The sequence below is a fragment of the Nocardia sp. N2S4-5 genome, assembly GCF_044628355.1.
GTDB lineage: Bacteria > Actinomycetota > Actinomycetes > Mycobacteriales > Mycobacteriaceae > Nocardia > Nocardia wallacei_B.
Genome location: NZ_JBIUPM010000001.1, coordinates 6,907,154 through 6,925,433, shown reverse-complemented (window position 1 = coordinate 6,925,433; position 18,280 = coordinate 6,907,154). Strand labels below are relative to the sequence as shown.

The 18,280-nt window shown below is 62.7% G+C and carries 16 protein-coding genes; 5 read left to right on the top strand and 11 right to left on the bottom strand.

Going from position 1 to position 18,280, the window contains the following annotated elements; genetic code table 11:
* Positions 1 to 332 precede the first annotated feature (332 nt).
* Positions 333 to 1,589, top strand: coding sequence for a restriction endonuclease (locus ACFMRZ_RS32065; protein WP_400181962.1), 1,257 nt, complete (start codon positions 333 to 335; stop codon positions 1,587 to 1,589).
* A 417-nt stretch (positions 1,590 to 2,006) separates the two neighbouring features.
* On the opposite strand, the gene ACFMRZ_RS32060 is transcribed toward ACFMRZ_RS32065, so the two are convergent.
* The 5 genes from ACFMRZ_RS32060 to ACFMRZ_RS32040 all read right to left on the bottom strand — a co-directional run bounded on the left by ACFMRZ_RS32060 (position 2,007) and on the right by ACFMRZ_RS32040 (position 5,673).
* On the bottom strand, positions 2,007 to 2,357 hold the full coding sequence (locus ACFMRZ_RS32060; RefSeq protein WP_400181961.1) for a hypothetical protein: 351 nt from the start codon (positions 2,355 to 2,357) through the stop codon (positions 2,007 to 2,009).
* 29 nt (positions 2,358 to 2,386) lie between these two features.
* The gene (locus ACFMRZ_RS32055; protein ID WP_400181956.1) at positions 2,387 to 3,304 is read right to left on the bottom strand and encodes an IS3 family transposase; all 918 of its coding nucleotides are present in this window, start codon (positions 3,302 to 3,304) and stop codon (positions 2,387 to 2,389) included.
* Positions 3,304 to 3,627: a transposase gene (locus ACFMRZ_RS32050; protein ID WP_036509337.1), complete on the bottom strand. Its 324-nt coding sequence runs from the start codon at positions 3,625 to 3,627 to the stop codon at positions 3,304 to 3,306. Before ACFMRZ_RS32050 ends, ACFMRZ_RS32055 begins: the two co-directional genes overlap by 1 nt.
* A 9-nt stretch (positions 3,628 to 3,636) precedes the next feature.
* Positions 3,637 to 4,542, bottom strand: a complete 906-nt coding sequence (locus ACFMRZ_RS32045) for a hypothetical protein (protein ID WP_400181960.1) — start codon at positions 4,540 to 4,542, stop codon at positions 3,637 to 3,639.
* Positions 4,543 to 4,668: 126 nt separating this feature from the next.
* Positions 4,669 to 5,673 (bottom strand): nuclease-related domain-containing protein, encoded by a 1,005-nt coding sequence (locus tag ACFMRZ_RS32040; protein ID WP_400181959.1) that lies wholly within the window; start codon positions 5,671 to 5,673, stop codon positions 4,669 to 4,671.
* 85 nt (positions 5,674 to 5,758) lie between these two features.
* Here ACFMRZ_RS32040 and ACFMRZ_RS32035 point away from each other — a divergent pair, with 85 nt between their 5' ends.
* Together ACFMRZ_RS32035 and ACFMRZ_RS32030 are read left to right on the top strand one after the other, a co-directional pair.
* Complete coding sequence (locus ACFMRZ_RS32035; protein ID WP_400181958.1) at positions 5,759 to 6,250, top strand: hypothetical protein; 492 nt, start codon at positions 5,759 to 5,761, stop codon at positions 6,248 to 6,250.
* Positions 6,251 to 6,598: 348 nt separating this feature from the next.
* Positions 6,599 to 7,408 (top strand): hypothetical protein, encoded by an 810-nt coding sequence (locus tag ACFMRZ_RS32030; RefSeq protein WP_400181957.1) that lies wholly within the window; start codon positions 6,599 to 6,601, stop codon positions 7,406 to 7,408.
* Between the two features lie 439 nt (positions 7,409 to 7,847).
* Here the strand turns inward: ACFMRZ_RS32030 and ACFMRZ_RS32025 are convergent, their stop codons facing one another.
* Complete coding sequence (locus tag ACFMRZ_RS32025) at positions 7,848 to 8,765, bottom strand: IS3 family transposase (protein WP_400181956.1); 918 nt, start codon at positions 8,763 to 8,765, stop codon at positions 7,848 to 7,850.
* Positions 8,765 to 9,088 (bottom strand): transposase, encoded by a 324-nt coding sequence (locus tag ACFMRZ_RS32020; protein ID WP_036509337.1) that lies wholly within the window; start codon positions 9,086 to 9,088, stop codon positions 8,765 to 8,767. The genes ACFMRZ_RS32025 and ACFMRZ_RS32020 overlap by 1 nt, the downstream gene beginning before the upstream one ends.
* Positions 9,089 to 9,550: 462 nt before the next feature.
* Between ACFMRZ_RS32020 and ACFMRZ_RS32015 the strand changes: the two genes are divergently transcribed.
* Both ACFMRZ_RS32015 and ACFMRZ_RS32010 read left to right on the top strand, forming a co-directional pair.
* Complete coding sequence (locus tag ACFMRZ_RS32015) at positions 9,551 to 10,786, top strand: hypothetical protein (RefSeq protein ID WP_400181955.1); 1,236 nt, start codon at positions 9,551 to 9,553, stop codon at positions 10,784 to 10,786.
* A 419-nt stretch (positions 10,787 to 11,205) separates the two neighbouring features.
* A complete protein-coding gene (locus ACFMRZ_RS32010) occupies positions 11,206 to 11,574 on the top strand; it encodes a hypothetical protein (RefSeq protein ID WP_400181954.1) in 369 nt (122 codons plus the stop codon).
* Positions 11,575 to 11,945: 371 nt separating this feature from the next.
* On the opposite strand, the gene ACFMRZ_RS32005 is transcribed toward ACFMRZ_RS32010, so the two are convergent.
* From ACFMRZ_RS32005 to ACFMRZ_RS31990, 4 genes are all read right to left on the bottom strand, one after another.
* Entirely contained in the window at positions 11,946 to 13,160 is a 1,215-nt protein-coding gene (locus ACFMRZ_RS32005; RefSeq protein ID WP_400181953.1) for a tyrosine-type recombinase/integrase, read from the bottom strand.
* 218 nt (positions 13,161 to 13,378) lie between these two features.
* Positions 13,379 to 13,642 carry a helix-turn-helix domain-containing protein gene (locus ACFMRZ_RS32000; protein ID WP_400183020.1) on the bottom strand — a complete coding sequence of 88 codons (264 nt, stop codon included), beginning with the start codon at positions 13,640 to 13,642 and terminating at the stop codon, positions 13,379 to 13,381.
* A gap of 1,084 nt (positions 13,643 to 14,726) precedes the next feature.
* Complete coding sequence (locus tag ACFMRZ_RS31995) at positions 14,727 to 17,606, bottom strand: hypothetical protein (protein ID WP_400181952.1); 2,880 nt, start codon at positions 17,604 to 17,606, stop codon at positions 14,727 to 14,729.
* A 239-nt stretch (positions 17,607 to 17,845) separates the two neighbouring features.
* Positions 17,846 to 18,034: a hypothetical protein gene (locus ACFMRZ_RS31990; protein ID WP_400181951.1), complete on the bottom strand. Its 189-nt coding sequence runs from the start codon at positions 18,032 to 18,034 to the stop codon at positions 17,846 to 17,848.
* Positions 18,035 to 18,280 lie beyond the last annotated feature (246 nt).

The following is an 18,280-nucleotide window of genomic DNA, read 5'->3' as shown; positions in this document are numbered from 1 at the left end:
TCTGACTGCTGAGCCGGACAGCACGGAGGATGTTGGCATGTCCGCGCTCGGAACTACCTCGCTCGTGGTCCTGGTGCCTTGTATTGTCTCCCTGGCAAAAGCCATTCGAGTAATCGTGATCGTGCGCACCGCGAAGTCCTTGGTGGAGGACTGCGATTCGGAGCAACGAGCGGACCTGAGTGCCCGGCTGATCGGCGTGCTGGCTCCGGGCCGCCCGCCATCTCGGCCTCCACGCCGTCGCCGGGGCGCAGTGCTCGGAGGCGGGCATGACTAAGTCGTCGAACAGGGCACAGACAGCGAGAATGTGTAGCGCTGCGACCGGTGCGAGCTACGTGGAGAGCCAGAAGTGGTTCGATCAAGGGCTGATCAGCCGTCAGCAGCCGGTGCCCGAGCCGTCGACCGCAGAGCAGCGGAGACTCGAAGCCATTGCGGCTCGTGAACTGGCCGAAGCGTTCCGTCATGGCCAACTGGACGGAGCGCTTCTGGGGATCCAGAAGGCCAAACCTGCGCGGGACGGCTTCCTATGGCTCAAGCCGCATCCTGCAATGGCGTATGCGGTTGTTCACCGGCTCTTGCCATACAACGACCGCAACTATGGTGGACTACGAGGCGTTCCGGGCCTACGTCCCCAAAGTCTCGAGGACGGATCGCTCGTGCTCGCCGACGTGCTGTCGACCGCCGGGCTAATCATTCGGGTGCCCTCCGACTTCTCCTTGCGCCCCGTATCATCCGGCCACGACGGCGATAACTATGACGCCATCTGGCACATCGATCCCAACTCTGCCGATGACAATGAAAGAAACTACCTCCGCAGTTGGTCGAGAATATTTGACGACGCAGGAGCGCGGCGTCGCGATCTGGTCCTCAGTCGATTGCTGAGAAGACCCGGAATACTCCGACAAATAGCAACGACGCACGGACTCGCTAACACGTGGTCGCACTGGCCCAGGGATATTGTCATCGAATGGTGCTGCGGCGCCACCGAATCGAAGGCGAAACTCCTGCTGCATAAGAGCGGCTTCACCAAGGAGTTGGACGGTGTCGAGGCCGACAGCCACGAATCCAGACATAGGATATGGTGGGGAGATACGGGACTCGACTTACGGTACTCCTCACACTACATTCCCGAATACGATTGGGTCCGCAATATCTCCGCAGGTTATTCGATCGACGAAGCCCTGGGCCGGTATCCTCTCCTGCATTGCAACCCTCCGAACATGCGGAAAATTACTCCCGCCGACCTCGAGACAATGACTCTGGCCTTGTTCACGAAGATGGGATTGGGCTCGACCTCCGTAAGCTCACGTGACGCGGGCGAAGACTTCGTTATGACTGATGACTCAGCAGAGCACAGAGCCTGCCTCGTTCGGGTCAAGCATGCAAGAAGCCCGCTAGGGACGGATGTGGTCCACTCACTCGCAAATCGCGTGGCGCGCAGTGGAGCAACTGAAGGTATCCTCGTGACAACAGGACGGTTCACTGCCTCCGCTCGCGAATCCTCTGTCCGCCACGAGCAAATTCGACTGATCGACGGTGACGGCTTGGTGGAGGCTTTGGCGGAGCACCTCGGGATCGGGTTGGCCTTGTAATCGCGCTGCTACGTCACTGGTTGGCCGAAACTTTCCCTCGCTAATTTTTAGTTCAGGCAATCGTAGCGGACGGGCTGCATTCTACGCTACGCGCAACAGTTTTAGGGCCGCGCGAGCAGTCATCCACCAGTTCGGGCACGTGCTGGCCTTCTACAGCCTGCCCAACGAGTTCAGACTGGATACATGGTTAAACAAGCAACCGGGGCGCTCCCCTGGCCGGCAGTCACTGGGGATCACCGACGCGTCCACACTGGCGCATGTGATCCGTATGCATCTGGAACAGGCTCATTGTTCTGCCGATGAGCAAAGCCAGGCCAGCATGCCAACTGTGAGTCCTGTGGACGGACGCAGACGGAGCGCTCGACGCTGGCGATCGCGGTATGGCCGATTATGTGGAGGTAAAATGACACCGGTAGCTCAGGTGGATCGCCTCGCACGGTTGCGGCGCGCGTCCAACGCCCTGCGCGCCGCCGCAAGTTCGTTCTCCTCGAAGCGATCGTTGGCGCATTGAATCGCGGCATCGACGAGATCGCTTAGGCTCTCCGTGTCGACCTCTGGGGGACAACGGAAGTTATCAGTCTGAGTTTCTCCACCTCCACCTCCACCGGCATAATGCAAGCCAGACTCGGCCAGTTTGCCGCGGAAGTGGTCACCCCAGAAGGGCGGGGCCATTGGGCTAAATGTCACTGAGACTTTAAAATTTCCGGTTTGTTCATTGTCATTCCAGGGCTCCACCACGATGTCCTCGATACGCTCGATGAGGTTCACCCCGAATGGTGGACAGGGGGCTTGCAGATTCAGGCGGCAGTGGTTCGAAGTGAACGCTCGTAGTCGTCGGGGCTTTGGTTCCCGATCGCGGAGTGCCGCCGGATAGTGTTGTAGTAGTTCATCCACTTGTCAACCGAGACAACGAGTTCGGCCTTCGTCGCGTAGGTGTGCCGGTAGTAGTGCTCGTGTTTGAAACTTGACCACAGCGATTCTGAAGGGCTGTTGTCCCAGCAGATTCCGGTCGCTCCCATCGACCGGAGCAACCCGTGGCGCCAGCAGGCTCGCGCGGTCGAATGCGCGGTGAACTCCCCACCGCGATCCGAATGCAGGATCGTGCCCTGGACCCGGCCTCCGCGTATCTCGACCGCGGCATCGATCGCTGTGGTGACCATGCCGGCGCCGATATGATCGGCCAGACTGTAGCCGAGCACTTTGCGGGTGTGGCCGTCGCGGATCGCGCAGAGGAACAGATCCCCCTGACCACAGGTCAGGTAGGTGATATCGGTCGTCCAGACGGCGTCGGGACGACCCTGATCGAAGCGGCGGGCCACCAGATCCGGAGGGAACGCGGCCGCCGGATCGGTCACGGTGGTGCGCACTTTGAACGTTCGAGGACTGATCCCCTCGAGCCCGGCCTGCGCCATGATCTTGGCGACGGTCTTGGCGGAGACCCGCTCGCCCCGATCGCGTAACTCACCGGTGATCCGCGGTGATCCGTATGTGCCGTGCGATTCGCGATGAACCGCGGCGATCTTCGTCTCCAGATCCGCCCGCCGCTGCTGCCGGTCGGTGAGAACCGTTGCCGCCCTGCGATTCACATACGCGTAATAGCCCGAGGTTGATACCCGCAACAGTCGCGCCATGCGGCGAACCGAAAACCGGTGCCCTGCAGCCAGATCGGCACCAGCAACGCCGGTCGCAGTGTCGGGGCCGGCGTACTCGGCCATCAGATCGAACCGGGCCGGTTCGTCTGCATCGCGGCAAAGTACGCCGACGCTTTTTTCAGGAACGCAATGTCTTTGTCCTGTTCAGCGACCTGCCTCCGCAGCCGCTGCAACTCGGCCCGCTCCGCAGCATCCAAGGGCTTTTCCCCGTGGATCTCGGCCGCGGCGATCCTGCGCCGCTCATCTTTGACCCACGTCCCCAGCAGACTCTCGTGAATACCCAGCTCCCGGGCAACTTCAGCGACCGTGCGACCCGAATCGATCACACGATGCGCAGCCTCGACCTTGTACTCGGCCGTGAACGACCGACGCTTACGAGGAGGCACACAGACATCCTAACCAGCGGGAACAACCATCCCGCTAACTCGGTGTCCACTCCCCGGGGTGAACCTCACGATGCGCTGCCAGCGCGCAACATTCGCCACTGCGATGACTTCCAGGAACTCCGCGTCGGTTTGCAGCGGCTCAAGATTCTTGGTGAACGGACCTCCCATGCGCCAGGCTTCCACGTTCGACAGCCGTCCGATTTGCTGACGGGGCTGGAATCTGTCGGGTGGCCGAATGGGGACGGCTTCGGTGGTGTGGACTCGCTTAATCTCTCCGCCGAGTCCCTGGTGCCACCGCCGCCCGCCGGCATCGGTGTATTCGACAGCGAACTTGATGCCGCTCACGTCACTGGTGTGGACGGTCACGAGGGTGAACCATGATTCATGATCGGTCTGATCGCGGTACGGGGTGAGCTGTTCAGCGGTTGGGATGAATTCGTGGAGCCGGTTGTCCCGAGCGACCAGATCAGCTGTCCTGCGCTCGACGCCTTCGTCCGATCCATAGGGTGAATCGACGTACGGAACACTGACATCGAAGAACAAGTCTTTGCTTCGATTCTCGATCCGATAGGTAGCCAACGACGAGATCGAGTGCTCGTCCTCCACCTTGTAGATGATCAGAAGCCGGGCCTGCGCCATGTCGTTGTCCTCCCGGATCTCCGCCGCCTGTCGGCGGTCGAACCGGGAGTGCGCGCTGGCGACCGAGATGCTGAATGCGGCGATCAAGAAGGCCGCTGCCGTACCCAGTCCGCCCGCCCAAGTCCCCCAGGCCGAGAACCAGTTCGAGGTGATGTCTCGCGGGCTTCGTAAGGACTTGACCACAGTCAGCACGACGAAGGCGAGGGCGAACAGGACGACGGCAACACACACTCCGATGAGGACGCACTTGAACTGCCGCTCTTCGGGCAGCTGCACACTACCCTCCTCTACACGGGAATGCCGCTGCCCCTTCACCTTGCGTCTCCTCTACAAGGTCCACCAGCTGATCGGAGACAGACTAGACGACCGCGTGCACCGCGTGGTCTTGGGCGGCAACGATACCTACGGAAGGGCGATAGGCAGCAGATCCGACCAGTCATCCCAAAGTTGCGTGGAGATCGGGTTGCGTTCGCAGGGTAGGCCTTCGACGGCTCGGGCGAGTACGGGAGGGGCGGAGGGTTTTGCCGTGAGGGCGTCGAGCATCCGCGCAGTCGCGTCGGGTAAGGGAAGTAGTGTCGCCAATATTTGCTCGAAGTCGTGTGCGCTGGTCGTGGCGGTCGGCACGGGGATTGGTTCGAGCAGGTCAGCGTAGAAGACACTGTCGATCAGATGGATCGGCTCCAGGGTCACCACGAGCCCGCGCACCGGGCGGTCGTCGGGGATATGGTCGAGTTCGCTGACCCGTTCGGTGATAAGAGAGGCGGTTGTCGCGATCTGGCGGCGTGCTTTCTGTACGCGGTCAGCCAGAACTCGCAGTCCGTCTTCGTGGCCGAGGCGGGCCGATTCGATGGACCGCATGCCCTTGACCTCTACGAGCAGGACGAACTCGGGCAGTACGACGATGTAGTCGCAGGTCAGCTTACTGTCCCGGCCGTAGCGGATCTCCGGATACACCTGTGCGCCAACGGCTTCGAGCAGACGAAGGTGACGGCCGACCAGCTTCTCGAAGGAGGTGCCGACCAGGTTGGGGAAGTCGTCGCCGAAGTGGTCGAGACCGGTGAAGTAGATGCCCAGCGGGGTGACCTTGTCGATCACGTACGGGTTGATCGGTGCCAGATAGCCGTCGGCCCGGCGGATCAGCGGACGGGCCAGCAACGGGTTCGACAACCACAGTTTGTGACGGGCCGCCTGAGGGGCCGCCTCGGCGGCTGCGGCCGCGGCCGCGAGCGATGTGACGTCGTCACTGAGATGGGCGTCGAGAACCGTGCGCGCGGTGGCGGCGTCGGCACCGCCGAGCGCCCGCAAGGCGGCGTGTTCGACGAGATCCGCATCGGTGAAACGGCCGCCGGTCATGCCGGTGCGGACGAAGACCGCGAACACCAGGGCGAGATAGTTGGGCAACGGCATCCCCAGGGCGGACTCCCATGCGGCAGCTGTCGGCATGCCGGTCAGCGCCGGGTCGTGGTCGACGAACAGCGCCAGGGTGCGCGTGATGTCCTCGAAGCTCAGCGTGACCGTTGAGAAACTGCTGGTAGTTGATGCGCGCCAGCAGCCGACGCATCACCGGCTCCTCAGTGATGCCGTGATCGGGAAGGTCGGGGTGATCGACTTCGATCGCCAAGGCACACAACGCGAACAGTTGCTTGTCGGTGACCGGCCGGTCTGCGCGATAGGTCATGGACTCAGCGAGGGCCGTACGCGCGATCGCGGCGAGGGTGAACTGTCGAATCGGCGAGTCCTCGCGGGTGCGGCGTGTTTGCACCCAATCGGCCTGAATCTTCGCGCTGGCCTGAGCGACCCTGTCCAACAGTCGGTCTCGATGAAAACGTCGGACCTGCTGAGCGAACTCTCGGTAGGGAACTCGACGGGAGAACTGCACCGTGCCATCATCTGTCCTACGGACACTGGTCGCCACCGGGTTTCGAAGCTGGGCCCGCCTCGCCATCGCCACGACCGTTTGTCGGAGCCGTGGGCGTGCGGTTGAGTCAGAACCGGCGGCCGAACGCGTCGGCAACCGTCTTCAACATGTTCGATCCGACTTCGGATAGCCGAATCGCCTTTCAACCGTCAATGTTCCCCAGGCGAACCGCTGTTCAGCGACGGTCCCATCCTTATAGCGCCCTGCCCAGGGCACGAACCTGCGACAGCCCAATCGCGATGGGGCGCCGGTCCCGCCCCGCTGTCCACAACGCGATCAACGGTGTTCCGTTCCGTTAGCGAGGCTGGCGCGGTCACCCGGACCGGCCGTTCGCCGCCCGGTTCCTGCGGCGTACGGTGGCTCATCTAACTGTTGTTATGAGTACGGGGCACGGGTTGTGGTGTGGTGGAGTCCATGGACCGACTCAAGGGCCTTACGGAGCAGGAAAAGGCCGCATGCCTGATTGCCGAGCGCGTGTTAAGCGCGGTCGCCGAGCCCTGGGACATCGCCGGTCGCAGCGGCGTTGTCGATGCCATGCTCACGCTCGCGGACGGTCGACGCGCCGCGTTCGAGGTCACAGTGCTTGCGGCTGAGGGAGCGCTCCAAACCGACTCGCTGATGAGAAGGGAAAACCATAGTTGGCCGCTTCCTGGAAAGTGGCTGTGGAGCATACGAATTGGCGCACCCGCGGATATTCTACGCCTTCGTGATTCGTACCAACGAATCATCTTGGCATGCGAAGCTGCCGGTGTGCAGCGGCCGGAGGACCTGCCCTGGCGGGACCAGATGGCCGACCCCGACATACGCTGGCTCGTCGAAGAATCGACGTCGAAGATGACGGGACATGACTCGGCGCCAGCGGTGGGCGGCGGAGAGACGCGTTCGGCCATGCTGGGACCTCCTGCTCGTGTCGGAATTGTCGACCGCTCGCTGACTGGTCTACGGCCAGCTCTCGAAAAAGCATTCGCGCAACACCACATGCCGCGTCATCTCGAGAAACTGATGCGCGCGGAGGCTGACGAACGGCACCTTTTCATACCGATGCATCTGAGCGCGCTTCCGTTCTCGGTCATCGACGGATTGATGGCCAGCGAGACGCTTCCGCCCGACGCACCGCCGCTACCGCAAGCGATCACACATCTGTGGCTCGCACCGCCGTTTTCGCGTCGAGTGCTGCTGTGGAACGGAGCCGAGTGGCGCAATCACCACCCCTACGACGACTGACGGAACACCGCGCCGTGAGCACGTCGGCAAGGCATTCCTGCGTATCCGTTCGAACTACTGTCAGGGCGTCCTCTCCTTCTCCCCTCGGCTCCTTCTCCCCTCGGTGCCAACGCTGTTCGCGTACGCCTCACCCGACTCACATCCACGATCGACTGCGGTCACGAGAGGATTGACCTGATCCGGGCGAGCCCACCGGCCGACGAAGTAACGGCTTAGGCAATCTGCCGCCGCTCGCCGCCAGGCGCAGTGAAGAATGCAGTCACCGCTCGCGGCCGTACCCGCGTTTCGCATCGCAGCGTCGCCTCAGCGACAGGGTTCGTCCGGTGCTGCTCGGCTCCGTGTACCGCGATGCGTTCGACGGCCTGTCGGGCCATGTTGCCCGTTGCTCCTGTGTGTGGCGTGAGGTTCACCCCGAATGGTGGACAGGGGGCTTGCAGATTCAGGCGGCAGTGGTTCGAAGTGAACGCTCGTAGTCGTCGGGGCTTTGGTTCCCGATCGCGGAGTGCCGCCGGATAGTGTTGTAGTAGTTCATCCACTTGTCAACCGAGACAACGAGTTCGGCCTTCGTCGCGTAGGTGTGCCGGTAGTAGTGCTCGTGTTTGAAACTTGACCACAGCGATTCTGAAGGGCTGTTGTCCCAGCAGATTCCGGTCGCTCCCATCGACCGGAGCAACCCGTGGCGCCAGCAGGCTCGCGCGGTCGAATGCGCGGTGAACTCCCCACCGCGATCCGAATGCAGGATCGTGCCCTGGACCCGGCCTCCGCGTATCTCGACCGCGGCATCGATCGCTGTGGTGACCATGCCGGCGCCGATATGATCGGCCAGACTGTAGCCGAGCACTTTGCGGGTGTGGCCGTCGCGGATCGCGCAGAGGAACAGATCCCCCTGACCACAGGTCAGGTAGGTGATATCGGTCGTCCAGACGGCGTCGGGACGACCCTGATCGAAGCGGCGGGCCACCAGATCCGGAGGGAACGCGGCCGCCGGATCGGTCACGGTGGTGCGCACTTTGAACGTTCGAGGACTGATCCCCTCGAGCCCGGCCTGCGCCATGATCTTGGCGACGGTCTTGGCGGAGACCCGCTCGCCCCGATCGCGTAACTCACCGGTGATCCGCGGTGATCCGTATGTGCCGTGCGATTCGCGATGAACCGCGGCGATCTTCGTCTCCAGATCCGCCCGCCGCTGCTGCCGGTCGGTGAGAACCGTTGCCGCCCTGCGATTCACATACGCGTAATAGCCCGAGGTTGATACCCGCAACAGTCGCGCCATGCGGCGAACCGAAAACCGGTGCCCTGCAGCCAGATCGGCACCAGCAACGCCGGTCGCAGTGTCGGGGCCGGCGTACTCGGCCATCAGATCGAACCGGGCCGGTTCGTCTGCATCGCGGCAAAGTACGCCGACGCTTTTTTCAGGAACGCAATGTCTTTGTCCTGTTCAGCGACCTGCCTCCGCAGCCGCTGCAACTCGGCCCGCTCCGCAGCATCCAAGGGCTTTTCCCCGTGGATCTCGGCCGCGGCGATCCTGCGCCGCTCATCTTTGACCCACGTCCCCAGCAGACTCTCGTGAATACCCAGCTCCCGGGCAACTTCAGCGACCGTGCGACCCGAATCGATCACACGATGCGCAGCCTCGACCTTGTACTCGGCCGTGAACGACCGACGCTTACGAGGAGGCACACAGACATCCTAACCAGCGGGAACAACCATCCCGCTAACTCGGTGTCCACTCCCCGGGGTGAACCTCAGAGGTCAACCAGGCGGTCGAATGCGTACATGCGGGATTGCGCCACGCTATCGCAGCTTCGGGCTCTGCCCACACTCTTCGCGCGGAGGTTGGAGACTTGGAACGCGACAGCCATTTCGTGACCATCGACATCGGCGTACCCCGCTAGTTGCCCGCTCACCCGCGCCGACCGTCATAATCGGCTCATGGGGCCTCGCGACAGGCGTAGTGAGAGTGTCGATCTCAGCGAGATGGAGTGGAAACACCTCAGAAAAGTCATGCAAGTAACCCGATCTACAGTGGTTGTCGACGGGTACGAGCCACCCACGGAGCGTTTCCGGTCCGGCACGGATGACGTGGAGAGTCGAGTCGGGCGTTCGTGGATCCACATGGACCGGGCGCTAAAGCGATTGGCGATGCTGAAGACGAAGCCGACGCCTGGATTGCGAGGCCTCTATTATCCTGGGGCGACACCGGCAGGTGTCCCGCTGTGGCAGTCGATTCTCTACTTCGATGAAACGTTCGTGATCAATCCGGGGGCCTCGCTGGCAAACGGGCGCAATCTCCAGCCGCTGCATGACCAAGTGTGGTTGGAGGAACTCGATGCCGAAGCTCTGGACACGCGGCTGCGTGAGACCTTCGGCAAGAGTCGGGCCTCGAGGGCTCTCGAGTTCATCGAACGGCTCCGCGAGTTCGACCGGGCGAGCCTTGAACTCAAGCGGGCCGATGTCCTGCGCGCGATCCCTCCTCAGGTGCAGAAGCGCCCCGACTTCCTCGAGCTACTCATTGCCGACGTGGATGACCCGGAGTTCGCGGCCGTAGTGGAAAGCGGCTGGCGAGAGCCTGCCTTCATCGCGTCGTTGAAGGTGGAGTTCGGCAGAGGGCGAGGCCACGGCCCTGCAGCGGGCTCGCCACTGGTTCGCGCCGGGCGTAAGCTCCTTGAGTCCTTGAGGATGCGGGAAGAACATGGGTCGCTGTGGTCCGAGCCCGACATTTTCGGATCTACTTACGGAGTCCGCGAGGTAGAGCCGGTAATTGCGGCCTCGATTCTGCTCAACCACGCTTTCCTTGTCGCCGAGGAGTACGGGTTCGTTCCTTTCACTGACGACCCGATGTGCGCGTTGCTCATGCGGCGCAAGCTGGAGCGGATCGCCGCAGAACCCGGGTTCTCCGACTTTCGCCGGATGTACGCGATCGGTGCCTCAGCACTATCGCTGCGCGTGCTTGAGGAGCACCTACCTTCGTTCAACTTTGAACGCGCCGAGGATGTCTTGGAGGCCCGCGAAAAACTCCGCGGCCCACTCGAATCCTTCCGGCACGCCATGGCGGCACTGACCGCCGAGGTCGAGACCGCCCCGTACGACCCCGCCTACCCCGACCACATCGAGCGGATCGTGTCCACCAAGGTCCGCCCCGCCATCGTCGCGCTCGAAAACGAGATCCGCACCTCCCGTGACGGCTTCGTCAACAAGGTCCTCCGCAACACCCAGACGGGCACGCTACCCATCGTCGGCTCTATCTTCATCGGCCTCCCGGCTTCGGCCGTCATCGCCATCAGCGCCGGAGTCCTCACCCTCGAGGCCGCCGCCGAGACCTACCTGGAGCTGTCCCGCAAGAAGCGGAACGGATTCACCCTCTTCCTCAAGCGCTGAATCGTCCACGTATCAGCAACGACTCAGTAAGTGATTAAGGACCTTGTTACGCCTCTTCAAAAGGTTGTGGTCCTGGGCGAGTGGCGACCAGCCGGCCCTGAAGACACGGCAAGCCACGGAAGCCGATCGCGGCCCAGCAGATCATCGTTTCGGAGGTGGCGGGATGGCGTTCGTAATCGCAGGCGAGAGGGGCGGTGATGTTGAACCCATGCCTGGCAGATACGACTTGACGCTAGTTCTCTGTCGTCGTTGCTACTTCCGGCGGCGGAATATCCGACGTTGACAGCAAGGGATTCGAGGGACGAAGCGGTTCCGCCTGCTGGCTGGCGCTGCGATGGGCGTGTGGCGGCGTCTACATCGCGCCGCGCTCGACGAGCTGGGCAGCCCGATTCCTTCCCACGACGGCATAGGGTGAACGGATGGCTGCGCTCGATGAGATCCCGCCGACTCCGCACGGACACCAGCGACACCTCTTAGCTGTACCGTTCGAGACCGACTTCAGCTTCACCTCGATCGTCACCGGCCCAGACCCCGACGAGAACGGGATCGACGAGAACGAGCGAGCAAGACGGCATCGGCTCCGGCGGGAACATCTCGACGAATACCACCGACGCGTTTCCGATGCAGCATACGCAGTTGTTGAGCAGATGAGCGGGAATCCTCTGGCCAGGCATGGCTACCTGTTCGGAAATCCAGTCGAGGCCCGCGAAACATTCCCTGTCGAACGTCTCACTGGCGCGGCGTACTTCCGGGAGTTCTATGCGCCGGAAGAAGATTTGGCGAACTGACAACAGCAGCACTCTCGGCCGACGAACGAATGATTCGGTGTCGACGCATGGCAACCGACGGGACGAAACACCGTTGGGTTGCGTCGTAGACGGTGGCGCAGATTCAACCCATCCCAAAGTTACCCCAAACTTTCGCGGTGAATATGCGTGATCCTGCGTGACCCAGCATGCCGCGTGTCTGACCAAAACAGCAGGTAGGAGGATGCACAGGATCGGCTGTGATCAGGGGTGAATGCAGGAAGACCCCGAACCCTTAACGGCAGGTTTCTGGTTCGAGTCCAGATGGGGGAGCTTTGACCAGGGCGAACGTATCAGTTCGACCCTGGTTTTGTCCGTTTTTGGGGGTCGAACGACACGGAAACGACACGTTTTCAGCCGGAGAGGCGTCCCAAGGCCGCCGTGAAGTCGGGTGCTTCGGTCGGCTGGTCGATGTAGTGACGTTTGGTGACCGAGTCGTTGGCGTGGCCGAGTTGTTGTGCTGCGGCCTGGGGGCCGTATTCGTCGGCGATGAGGGATGCGACGGTCTTGCGGAAGGTCTTGGGCGTGACCCAGGCGAACTTCTCTCCGCGGGCTTGGCGCCACAGGCGGTTGAAGTTGTGTGGATCCCAGATACCGCCGTCGCGGTTGGGAAAGACCAGGTCCAGGTCGTTGTCGACTGCTTCGGCTTTGACTCTTCGTAGGGTGTCCACGACGAACTGCGGCAGGACCACTGTCCGATAGCCCGAGTCCGTCTTGGTCCATTCCTGGCGGATGAGTCCTTTGCCTTTGATTCTGATGATTGTGCCGGAGAAGGTGATTCGCGCCGGTTTGTTGTCGAGGTCGACATCGGCCCAGCGCAAGGCGAGTGCTTCGCCGGGGCGTGGCCCGGTTCCGAGTTCGATGTCGGCGACGTCGAGGACCCGTGGGTTGCGTCTAGGGCCGTGCGTGTAGGCGGGCGCGCCATCGAATGGCTTTCCGGCCACCCAAGCCTCCAGCTGCGCGCGAAGCTCTGTGAGGGTCTCCATGTCGGCTGCACGCGGTTTCTGGCGCTTACGGGGAAGGTCTGCGACCTCGCGGACCGGGTTGCGGTCGATGGCGTCATGTCGGACGGCCATGCTCATCATCTCGGAGAGAATGACCCGCTGCCGCCGCGCTTTCTCCCGGTGACCGTCGAGCACGATCCTTTTCAGATGCGCGTCGATGCGGGATGTGGTGGCCTCCCACAGGCGCAGGCCGCCGAGCGCTGATTTGATCTTGACGGTTCCCTCGCTCGCCCGGTGGTCGGTGGACACTTCGATCTCCCGCCGGTACAGATCCAGTGTCTGCTCGGTAATGCCTTCTTGCAGAACCTTTTCCGCTAGCCACAGGTCGGCCAGATCGGTGAGTTTCGTGTCCCGCGTGATCAGTCGTCCGCGGGCCCCGGTGCGCTCGGTGAGCGCTTGGCGGAGGGTGTCTTCGGCTCGGCCCTTGGTGGGGCCGAATTTGTGTGCGGTGCGGGTGATGCCGTCGTCGTCTCGGTAGCGCGTGGTTGCACGCCAGCTTCCGTTCGGCTGCCGCTTGGAGGTGATCCGGCCGTAGGTGCCAATCGGAAGCGATTGCCTGGGCAAGGTTTGTCCTTCCTGCTGGGGAGTGGTGGTGAGGCGGGCGGTGGCCTCGATTGGGACGACTGGTTTCGGTGCGTACGCGAGGAGTTTGCGAAGCGCGCGAGTGCGTGATCGAGGCTGCCCGGTTTCGATCGTTGAGCCACCGAACAAACTGCTAGATCTCAGCAGTGCAGACAAGAGCCAAGCGATTGCTGCAAGATAGCTGAAGTATTTGCGTGTGCTTACTGGTCTCGGTGGTGGCTACGGTCTTCCTTCGTTGGTGGCCGACGTCGAGAGTCCTGTGCGCGACCGGTCGACGCATCGGGATCGGGCCGTCCACCCTTGTCGAGTTGTTCCTGCTCCCACGCGAGCAGATCGCTTAACCAATACCGTCGGTATCGCCCTATCCGCGCATATCTGGGACCCCGCCCAGCAGAAGCCCAGACTGCGAGCGTCTTCGCCGGAATCTTGAGCCGTGCGGCTAGTTCGTCCGTGCTGAGCCACACGTCATCGGAGTTCAACGGAGCTCCTCGAGGAAGCTGAATCCCTGTCTCGTGCAGGGCAGACCGACTGCAGTCGGCGCAGAGACAGCGGCGTGCACTAGTCGCGAGTCAGCTTGTCTCGGAAGAGGAGTGATGGCAGGCATCGGGGCGGGAAACGTGCGCCCGAGGCTGCGGCGATGATTATTGGGAGTCCGCCTCAACGGAGTTCCCTCCTTCTCGGGTGTCTGCCGCGCGCGTGCCTGCGGCAGCGTGTGCTGAAAGACGCCCTGAGAAGCTAATTTCCTTGGTACCACGGTCGCTCGGGTCCAGCAAGATCGGACAATCGCAGGAACCCTCGGACGTTCGCCAACATCGTCGGCAGCGAGCCAGACCTGGTCACCGTTCACCGTCGCTTGAGAACGAAACACCGTGTCCCAGTTGGCCCCCGACATGCTCGTCGCCAAGGCAGTGGCGGGATGAACGTGAGAGCACCTCGGACTGGGCTGTTCTCGCGAGCGCACAGGGGAGTCGAGCCTTCGATACGCGCCGGTACCTAGCTGTGTGCGTGGGTCTGCGATGAATGACGGCCGAGGTGCGGTGGACAGACCGTTGCGGAACGAATACATGGGTAGCTCAATTCTGACCCAATCCGCGATTCATCCCCAACCTCCATGAAACCCCAAATCCCAGATCTACGCCACCGAAAGCAGATTCGGACGATGGCTGCGTGTTCAGCACAGTGCCTGGCCGGCGCGGCTCGCTCTGGACGGATGTCAAAAACTCCTACTATCAGGAAGTAGTGATTGTTGGCTGGAAGCGAGGAATCGGGCCAGAAGTAGCCGGATCGACTCGCTGCGGCTAGTTGTCGAACCCCCGGACACCTTGTGAGTAAGGCATCGAACAGAGACTTTTATAGAGAGTCTCGATAGCCGTGTCAATATATCCCGTCTGAGGGATTGCGATGCCCTGCGGGCGTTGGTCAATCGGCCCCAACTTTATGGCGCTCGGGGCGGGGTATGTCGAACATGAGAACGGGGACGACCTGCGGGTTTCGGGTGGGCGGCTGGTTATCGAAGCGGCACCAGCTGTAGTCGACGACCGCCGTGTCTCAGTCCAGGTCGCTCCAGCTCCATGCACCAGCCGGGCTGCCGTCGGGTTCGCGTCCGAATCGGAAGGCGCCCGGATTCTCACTACATTCTCTGAACTGAGTGAACATCGCGGCAGCTGGCAGCCGCTGGATGAACGCAGCGGCCTGTTCGGTCAGACCCAGAATGCGCAGCGAGTCCACTAGCTCACTGGCACCGGCGTATGCGTTGGCGGCTTTGGTGATTGCTCGTTCGGCGATCGTGGTGGCCTGTTCGGTCAGGTTCAGTTTCCGTAACGAGTCCAGTAGCGTTGCGGCACCGTGCAGGTTGTTGAGGGCGGTTTGGGTGGTGGCTCGCTCGGCGATCAGTGTGGCCTGCTCGGTCAGCCCGAGATTCCGCAGCAAGTCCAGCAGCGCGGCGGCACGAAACGGCTCGTCGAGACTGGTCATGGTTGCGGCTAGGTCCGCGAATTTGATGGCCGCTTCGAAGTGCCCGTAATGTCTGCACGCAGTCAGGACCGCTTTCAGATCAGCCGCGTTGCCGAAGATGGTCTCCAAGGTGATGCGCTTGGAAATCGTGGCGGCCTGTTCGGTCAGTCCCAGTTTCACCAACGCTTCCATTAGCGACCAGACACCGCGCAAGCTGTCCAGGCTGGTTTCGGTGGTGGCTCGGTCGGCGATCGTGGTGGCCTGTTCGGTCAGCCCGAGATTGCGTAGCGAGTCCAGGAACGCTGCGACTTCGCTTGCTTGGTCCAGGCTGGTTTCGGTGGTGGCTCGGTCGGCGATCGTGGTGGCCTGTTCGGTCAGCCCGAGATTGCGTAGCGAGTCCAGGAACGCTGCGACCTGGCTTGCTTGGTCCAGGCTGGTTTCGGTGGTGGCTCGGTCGACGATTGTGGTGGCCTGTTCGGTCAGCCCAGCCTTTTTCAGCGGCTCCAGCAGCACTCGGACATCGAACCAGTTCTTGAGGCGGGTTTCGGTGGTGGCTCGATTCGCGATTGTGGTGGCCTGTGCGATCAACCCGAGATCGAGCAGTTCTTCCACCAGAGTTCCGACTTGTTCTGCGTCGTTGTCGAGGTGGGTTTCGGTGGTGGCGCGGTTCGCGATTGTGGTGGCCTGCTCGATCAAACCGAGCTGCCGGAGCATTGACAGTAGGTATCCGGCATATACGTCATCGAGAGCGGTTTCTGTGATGGCGCGGTTCGCGATCGCGGTGGCCTGCTCGATCAGACCAAGCCCCTTTAGCAACTCGAGCAGCCCCGCGACATACAGAGTTCTGTCGAGGTGGGTTTCCGTGGTGGCGCGGTTCGCGATCATGGTCGCCTGTTCGACCAAACCGAGCTCCTGTAGCTCTTCGAGCAGCCATCCGACACTATCCGCCTCATCGACCGAGAGGTGGTCGATCGCCCACGCCGACGGTTGCTCGTCGTCGGGGAACACCATCGGTAGCCGGGTCAGCAGACGTTCTGCGGAGAATCCGTCGCCGTGCCGGGCAGCGTTCTTCCACAGCTGGGCCGCTTCTCGATACAGGCCTCGATCCCACGCGGCTGCGCCGAGGTCGCGCAGGTCCTGGGGCCCGGCGTGGGCTGCGGCGGTCTCCCAGAACGGGATCGGCGGGATGCCGTCTCGGCGGCGTGGACGGCCGTACTGGTCGAGGTAGTCGGCAAGCTTATACGCTGGCCCTCCATGCCCGGCCGGGTCTCGGCCGGTGCGGGAGCGCAGCGGAGCGGGGACGATCCGGGTCAGCGGTCCCTCGGCGCCTTTGCACGGGCGTGCGGTGTCGGCGAGCGCCTGTTCGAGCCAATCCGAAGCCGCGGCCACGCGGTTCCAGTCACTGGAGGTCATGTAGGCATGGGTTGCGTCGGCAAACAGGCCGAGAGGTATCGCGTTGCGGTGACCCATACGGCGGGCGTCCATGGCGATCTCGACAATAGCCTGCGCCGCCGGCGAGAGTTCGAATTCGTAGCGGCGCACCAATTCCGGGCCCCCTGCGAGGTACTGGGAGATCCGGCCGTCCTCGGATCGCCCGCGTGCCATCTCCATTCGGGGATCGGTCGCTGCGGCCGCCGTCAGGGCGGTCGGGTCGGCGTCGGCGAAGGTTGACGGTACCTCGATCACTGTGGCAGTGGTTTCGAGCAGGTTTCGGGCCTGGGAGGCATGCGAGCGGCACAACTCGCCGTAATAGGAGCGCCACAAGGTGCCCACGACCAGTACAGGTGCCCGGGCTGGATCCCGGACGAGGTCGCGCAGCGCGACGGCGGCGTCTTCGTCACCGGCCCGGTTGTCGCCGCCGAGGTATTCCTGGGTTTCGTTCAGCCATACCACAGTCCGGGGTCGCACCCAACCGAGCTCATTGAGCGCTGTGCGGCGGTTCGGGCTGGTCGGGTGCCACAACCGCCACCCTCCCAGGTCTTGTAGTCGCGCCACCGCTTCCCACAGGGCGCGGGTCTTACCGGTAGAGGAGTCGCCGAGCAGCACCACCATCGCGCTGCGCCCGCCCGCGGCCGTGTCGACGATCTCGGTCAGGCGGGCATCGTGGGGGCGCGGCACATACACCGTCAGGCCCTCCGCCACGCCGGAGTGATCGGCAGTGATGGCCTTGTGCACACCCAACTCGAACGGATCCAGCTCCGCAGTCAACAAGACACCTACGCCTTGGCCGTAAGCCCGCTGATACGCGCGCTCCCAAGCTGCGAGCTCCTCTCCGGTAACCGCACAAGCGCCAAGGATTTTCCCAAGTGTGCGCCACCGGGGGCATTCACTCTTGCCGGTGAGGACATTGCTGAGCGTCGCCCGTGCAACACCCCTGTTTTCGATAGCGTCGTGAGTCAGATGCTTGCGCTGGATCAGCGCTGCCAACGCAGCACGCCACTGTGCGGGTGTCTGGACCACATCGACGTCGACCATCAATTCACCCCCTCGTCCGGTTCGGCTCGAACGCAGTCGCGAAGCCGAATGCTGTTGCAACACTATGACCTCCCACCGTCAGCGTTTGTCCATACTCAATGAGCCCGAGCAGACGGTCCGTTCATCGAAGTCCGTCACCGTGCACCCGCACAATGCCGGGACGAAACTGCGCGGAACCCAGTTCGACGTCCGCACTCGGCTCTCGCATCGCAGCCGCTAACCACGCCGCGGGCGGGCAGTCACAGGCCGTCGGTGTCGTCGTCCCGGAGACGATCGGTGGACTGAGTGATGGCGTTGCGAAGGTCACGCGCTGCATCGATCACCAGTTGGCAGGTGCGCAGCAGCGTGGCGACGGCAGCGGGAACCTGGGCAGCAGCCTGGAGGACGAGGACGAGTGCGCCGATCCCGGCGAGAATGTCGAGAGTCATACCGTCACAATCGGTTCTGATCCAGTTCGGGCGCACTGCGGTCGGACAACCGAACCTGCAACCCCTGGTGACCACCCCGAGACCGCTGCACCGCTCAAGCCGAATCGAACCCCGCCGAACGCGTGGACGTTGGCATGGAGTCGGCCGAGTGGTGCTCGATCCCGACCAGGCCGTGCGGCAGGCGCTGCGGCACCTTCGCCGCCACTGGACTAGCAACGGTCTGCGATTAAAGATTTGCGGGCCTGC

Excerpts from the sequence above, each read along its gene's own strand:
- ACFMRZ_RS32055 (WP_400181956.1), bottom strand. The coding sequence starts at position 3,304 with ATGGCCGAGTACGCCGGCCCCGACACTGCGACCGGCGTTGCTGGTGCC.
- ACFMRZ_RS32040 (WP_400181959.1), bottom strand. The coding sequence starts at position 5,673 with ATGCCGTTGCCCAACTATCTCGCCCTGGTGTTCGCGGTCTTCGTCCGC.
- ACFMRZ_RS32035 (WP_400181958.1), top strand. The coding sequence starts at position 5,759 with ATGTCCTCGAAGCTCAGCGTGACCGTTGAGAAACTGCTGGTAGTTGAT.
- ACFMRZ_RS32030 (WP_400181957.1), top strand. The coding sequence starts at position 6,599 with ATGGACCGACTCAAGGGCCTTACGGAGCAGGAAAAGGCCGCATGCCTG.
- ACFMRZ_RS32025 (WP_400181956.1), bottom strand. The coding sequence starts at position 8,765 with ATGGCCGAGTACGCCGGCCCCGACACTGCGACCGGCGTTGCTGGTGCC.
- ACFMRZ_RS32015 (WP_400181955.1), top strand. The coding sequence starts at position 9,551 with ATGCTGAAGACGAAGCCGACGCCTGGATTGCGAGGCCTCTATTATCCT.
- ACFMRZ_RS32010 (WP_400181954.1), top strand. The coding sequence starts at position 11,206 with ATGGCTGCGCTCGATGAGATCCCGCCGACTCCGCACGGACACCAGCGA.
- ACFMRZ_RS31995 (WP_400181952.1), bottom strand. The coding sequence starts at position 17,606 with ATGGTCGACGTCGATGTGGTCCAGACACCCGCACAGTGGCGTGCTGCG.
- ACFMRZ_RS31990 (WP_400181951.1), bottom strand. The coding sequence starts at position 18,034 with ATGACTCTCGACATTCTCGCCGGGATCGGCGCACTCGTCCTCGTCCTC.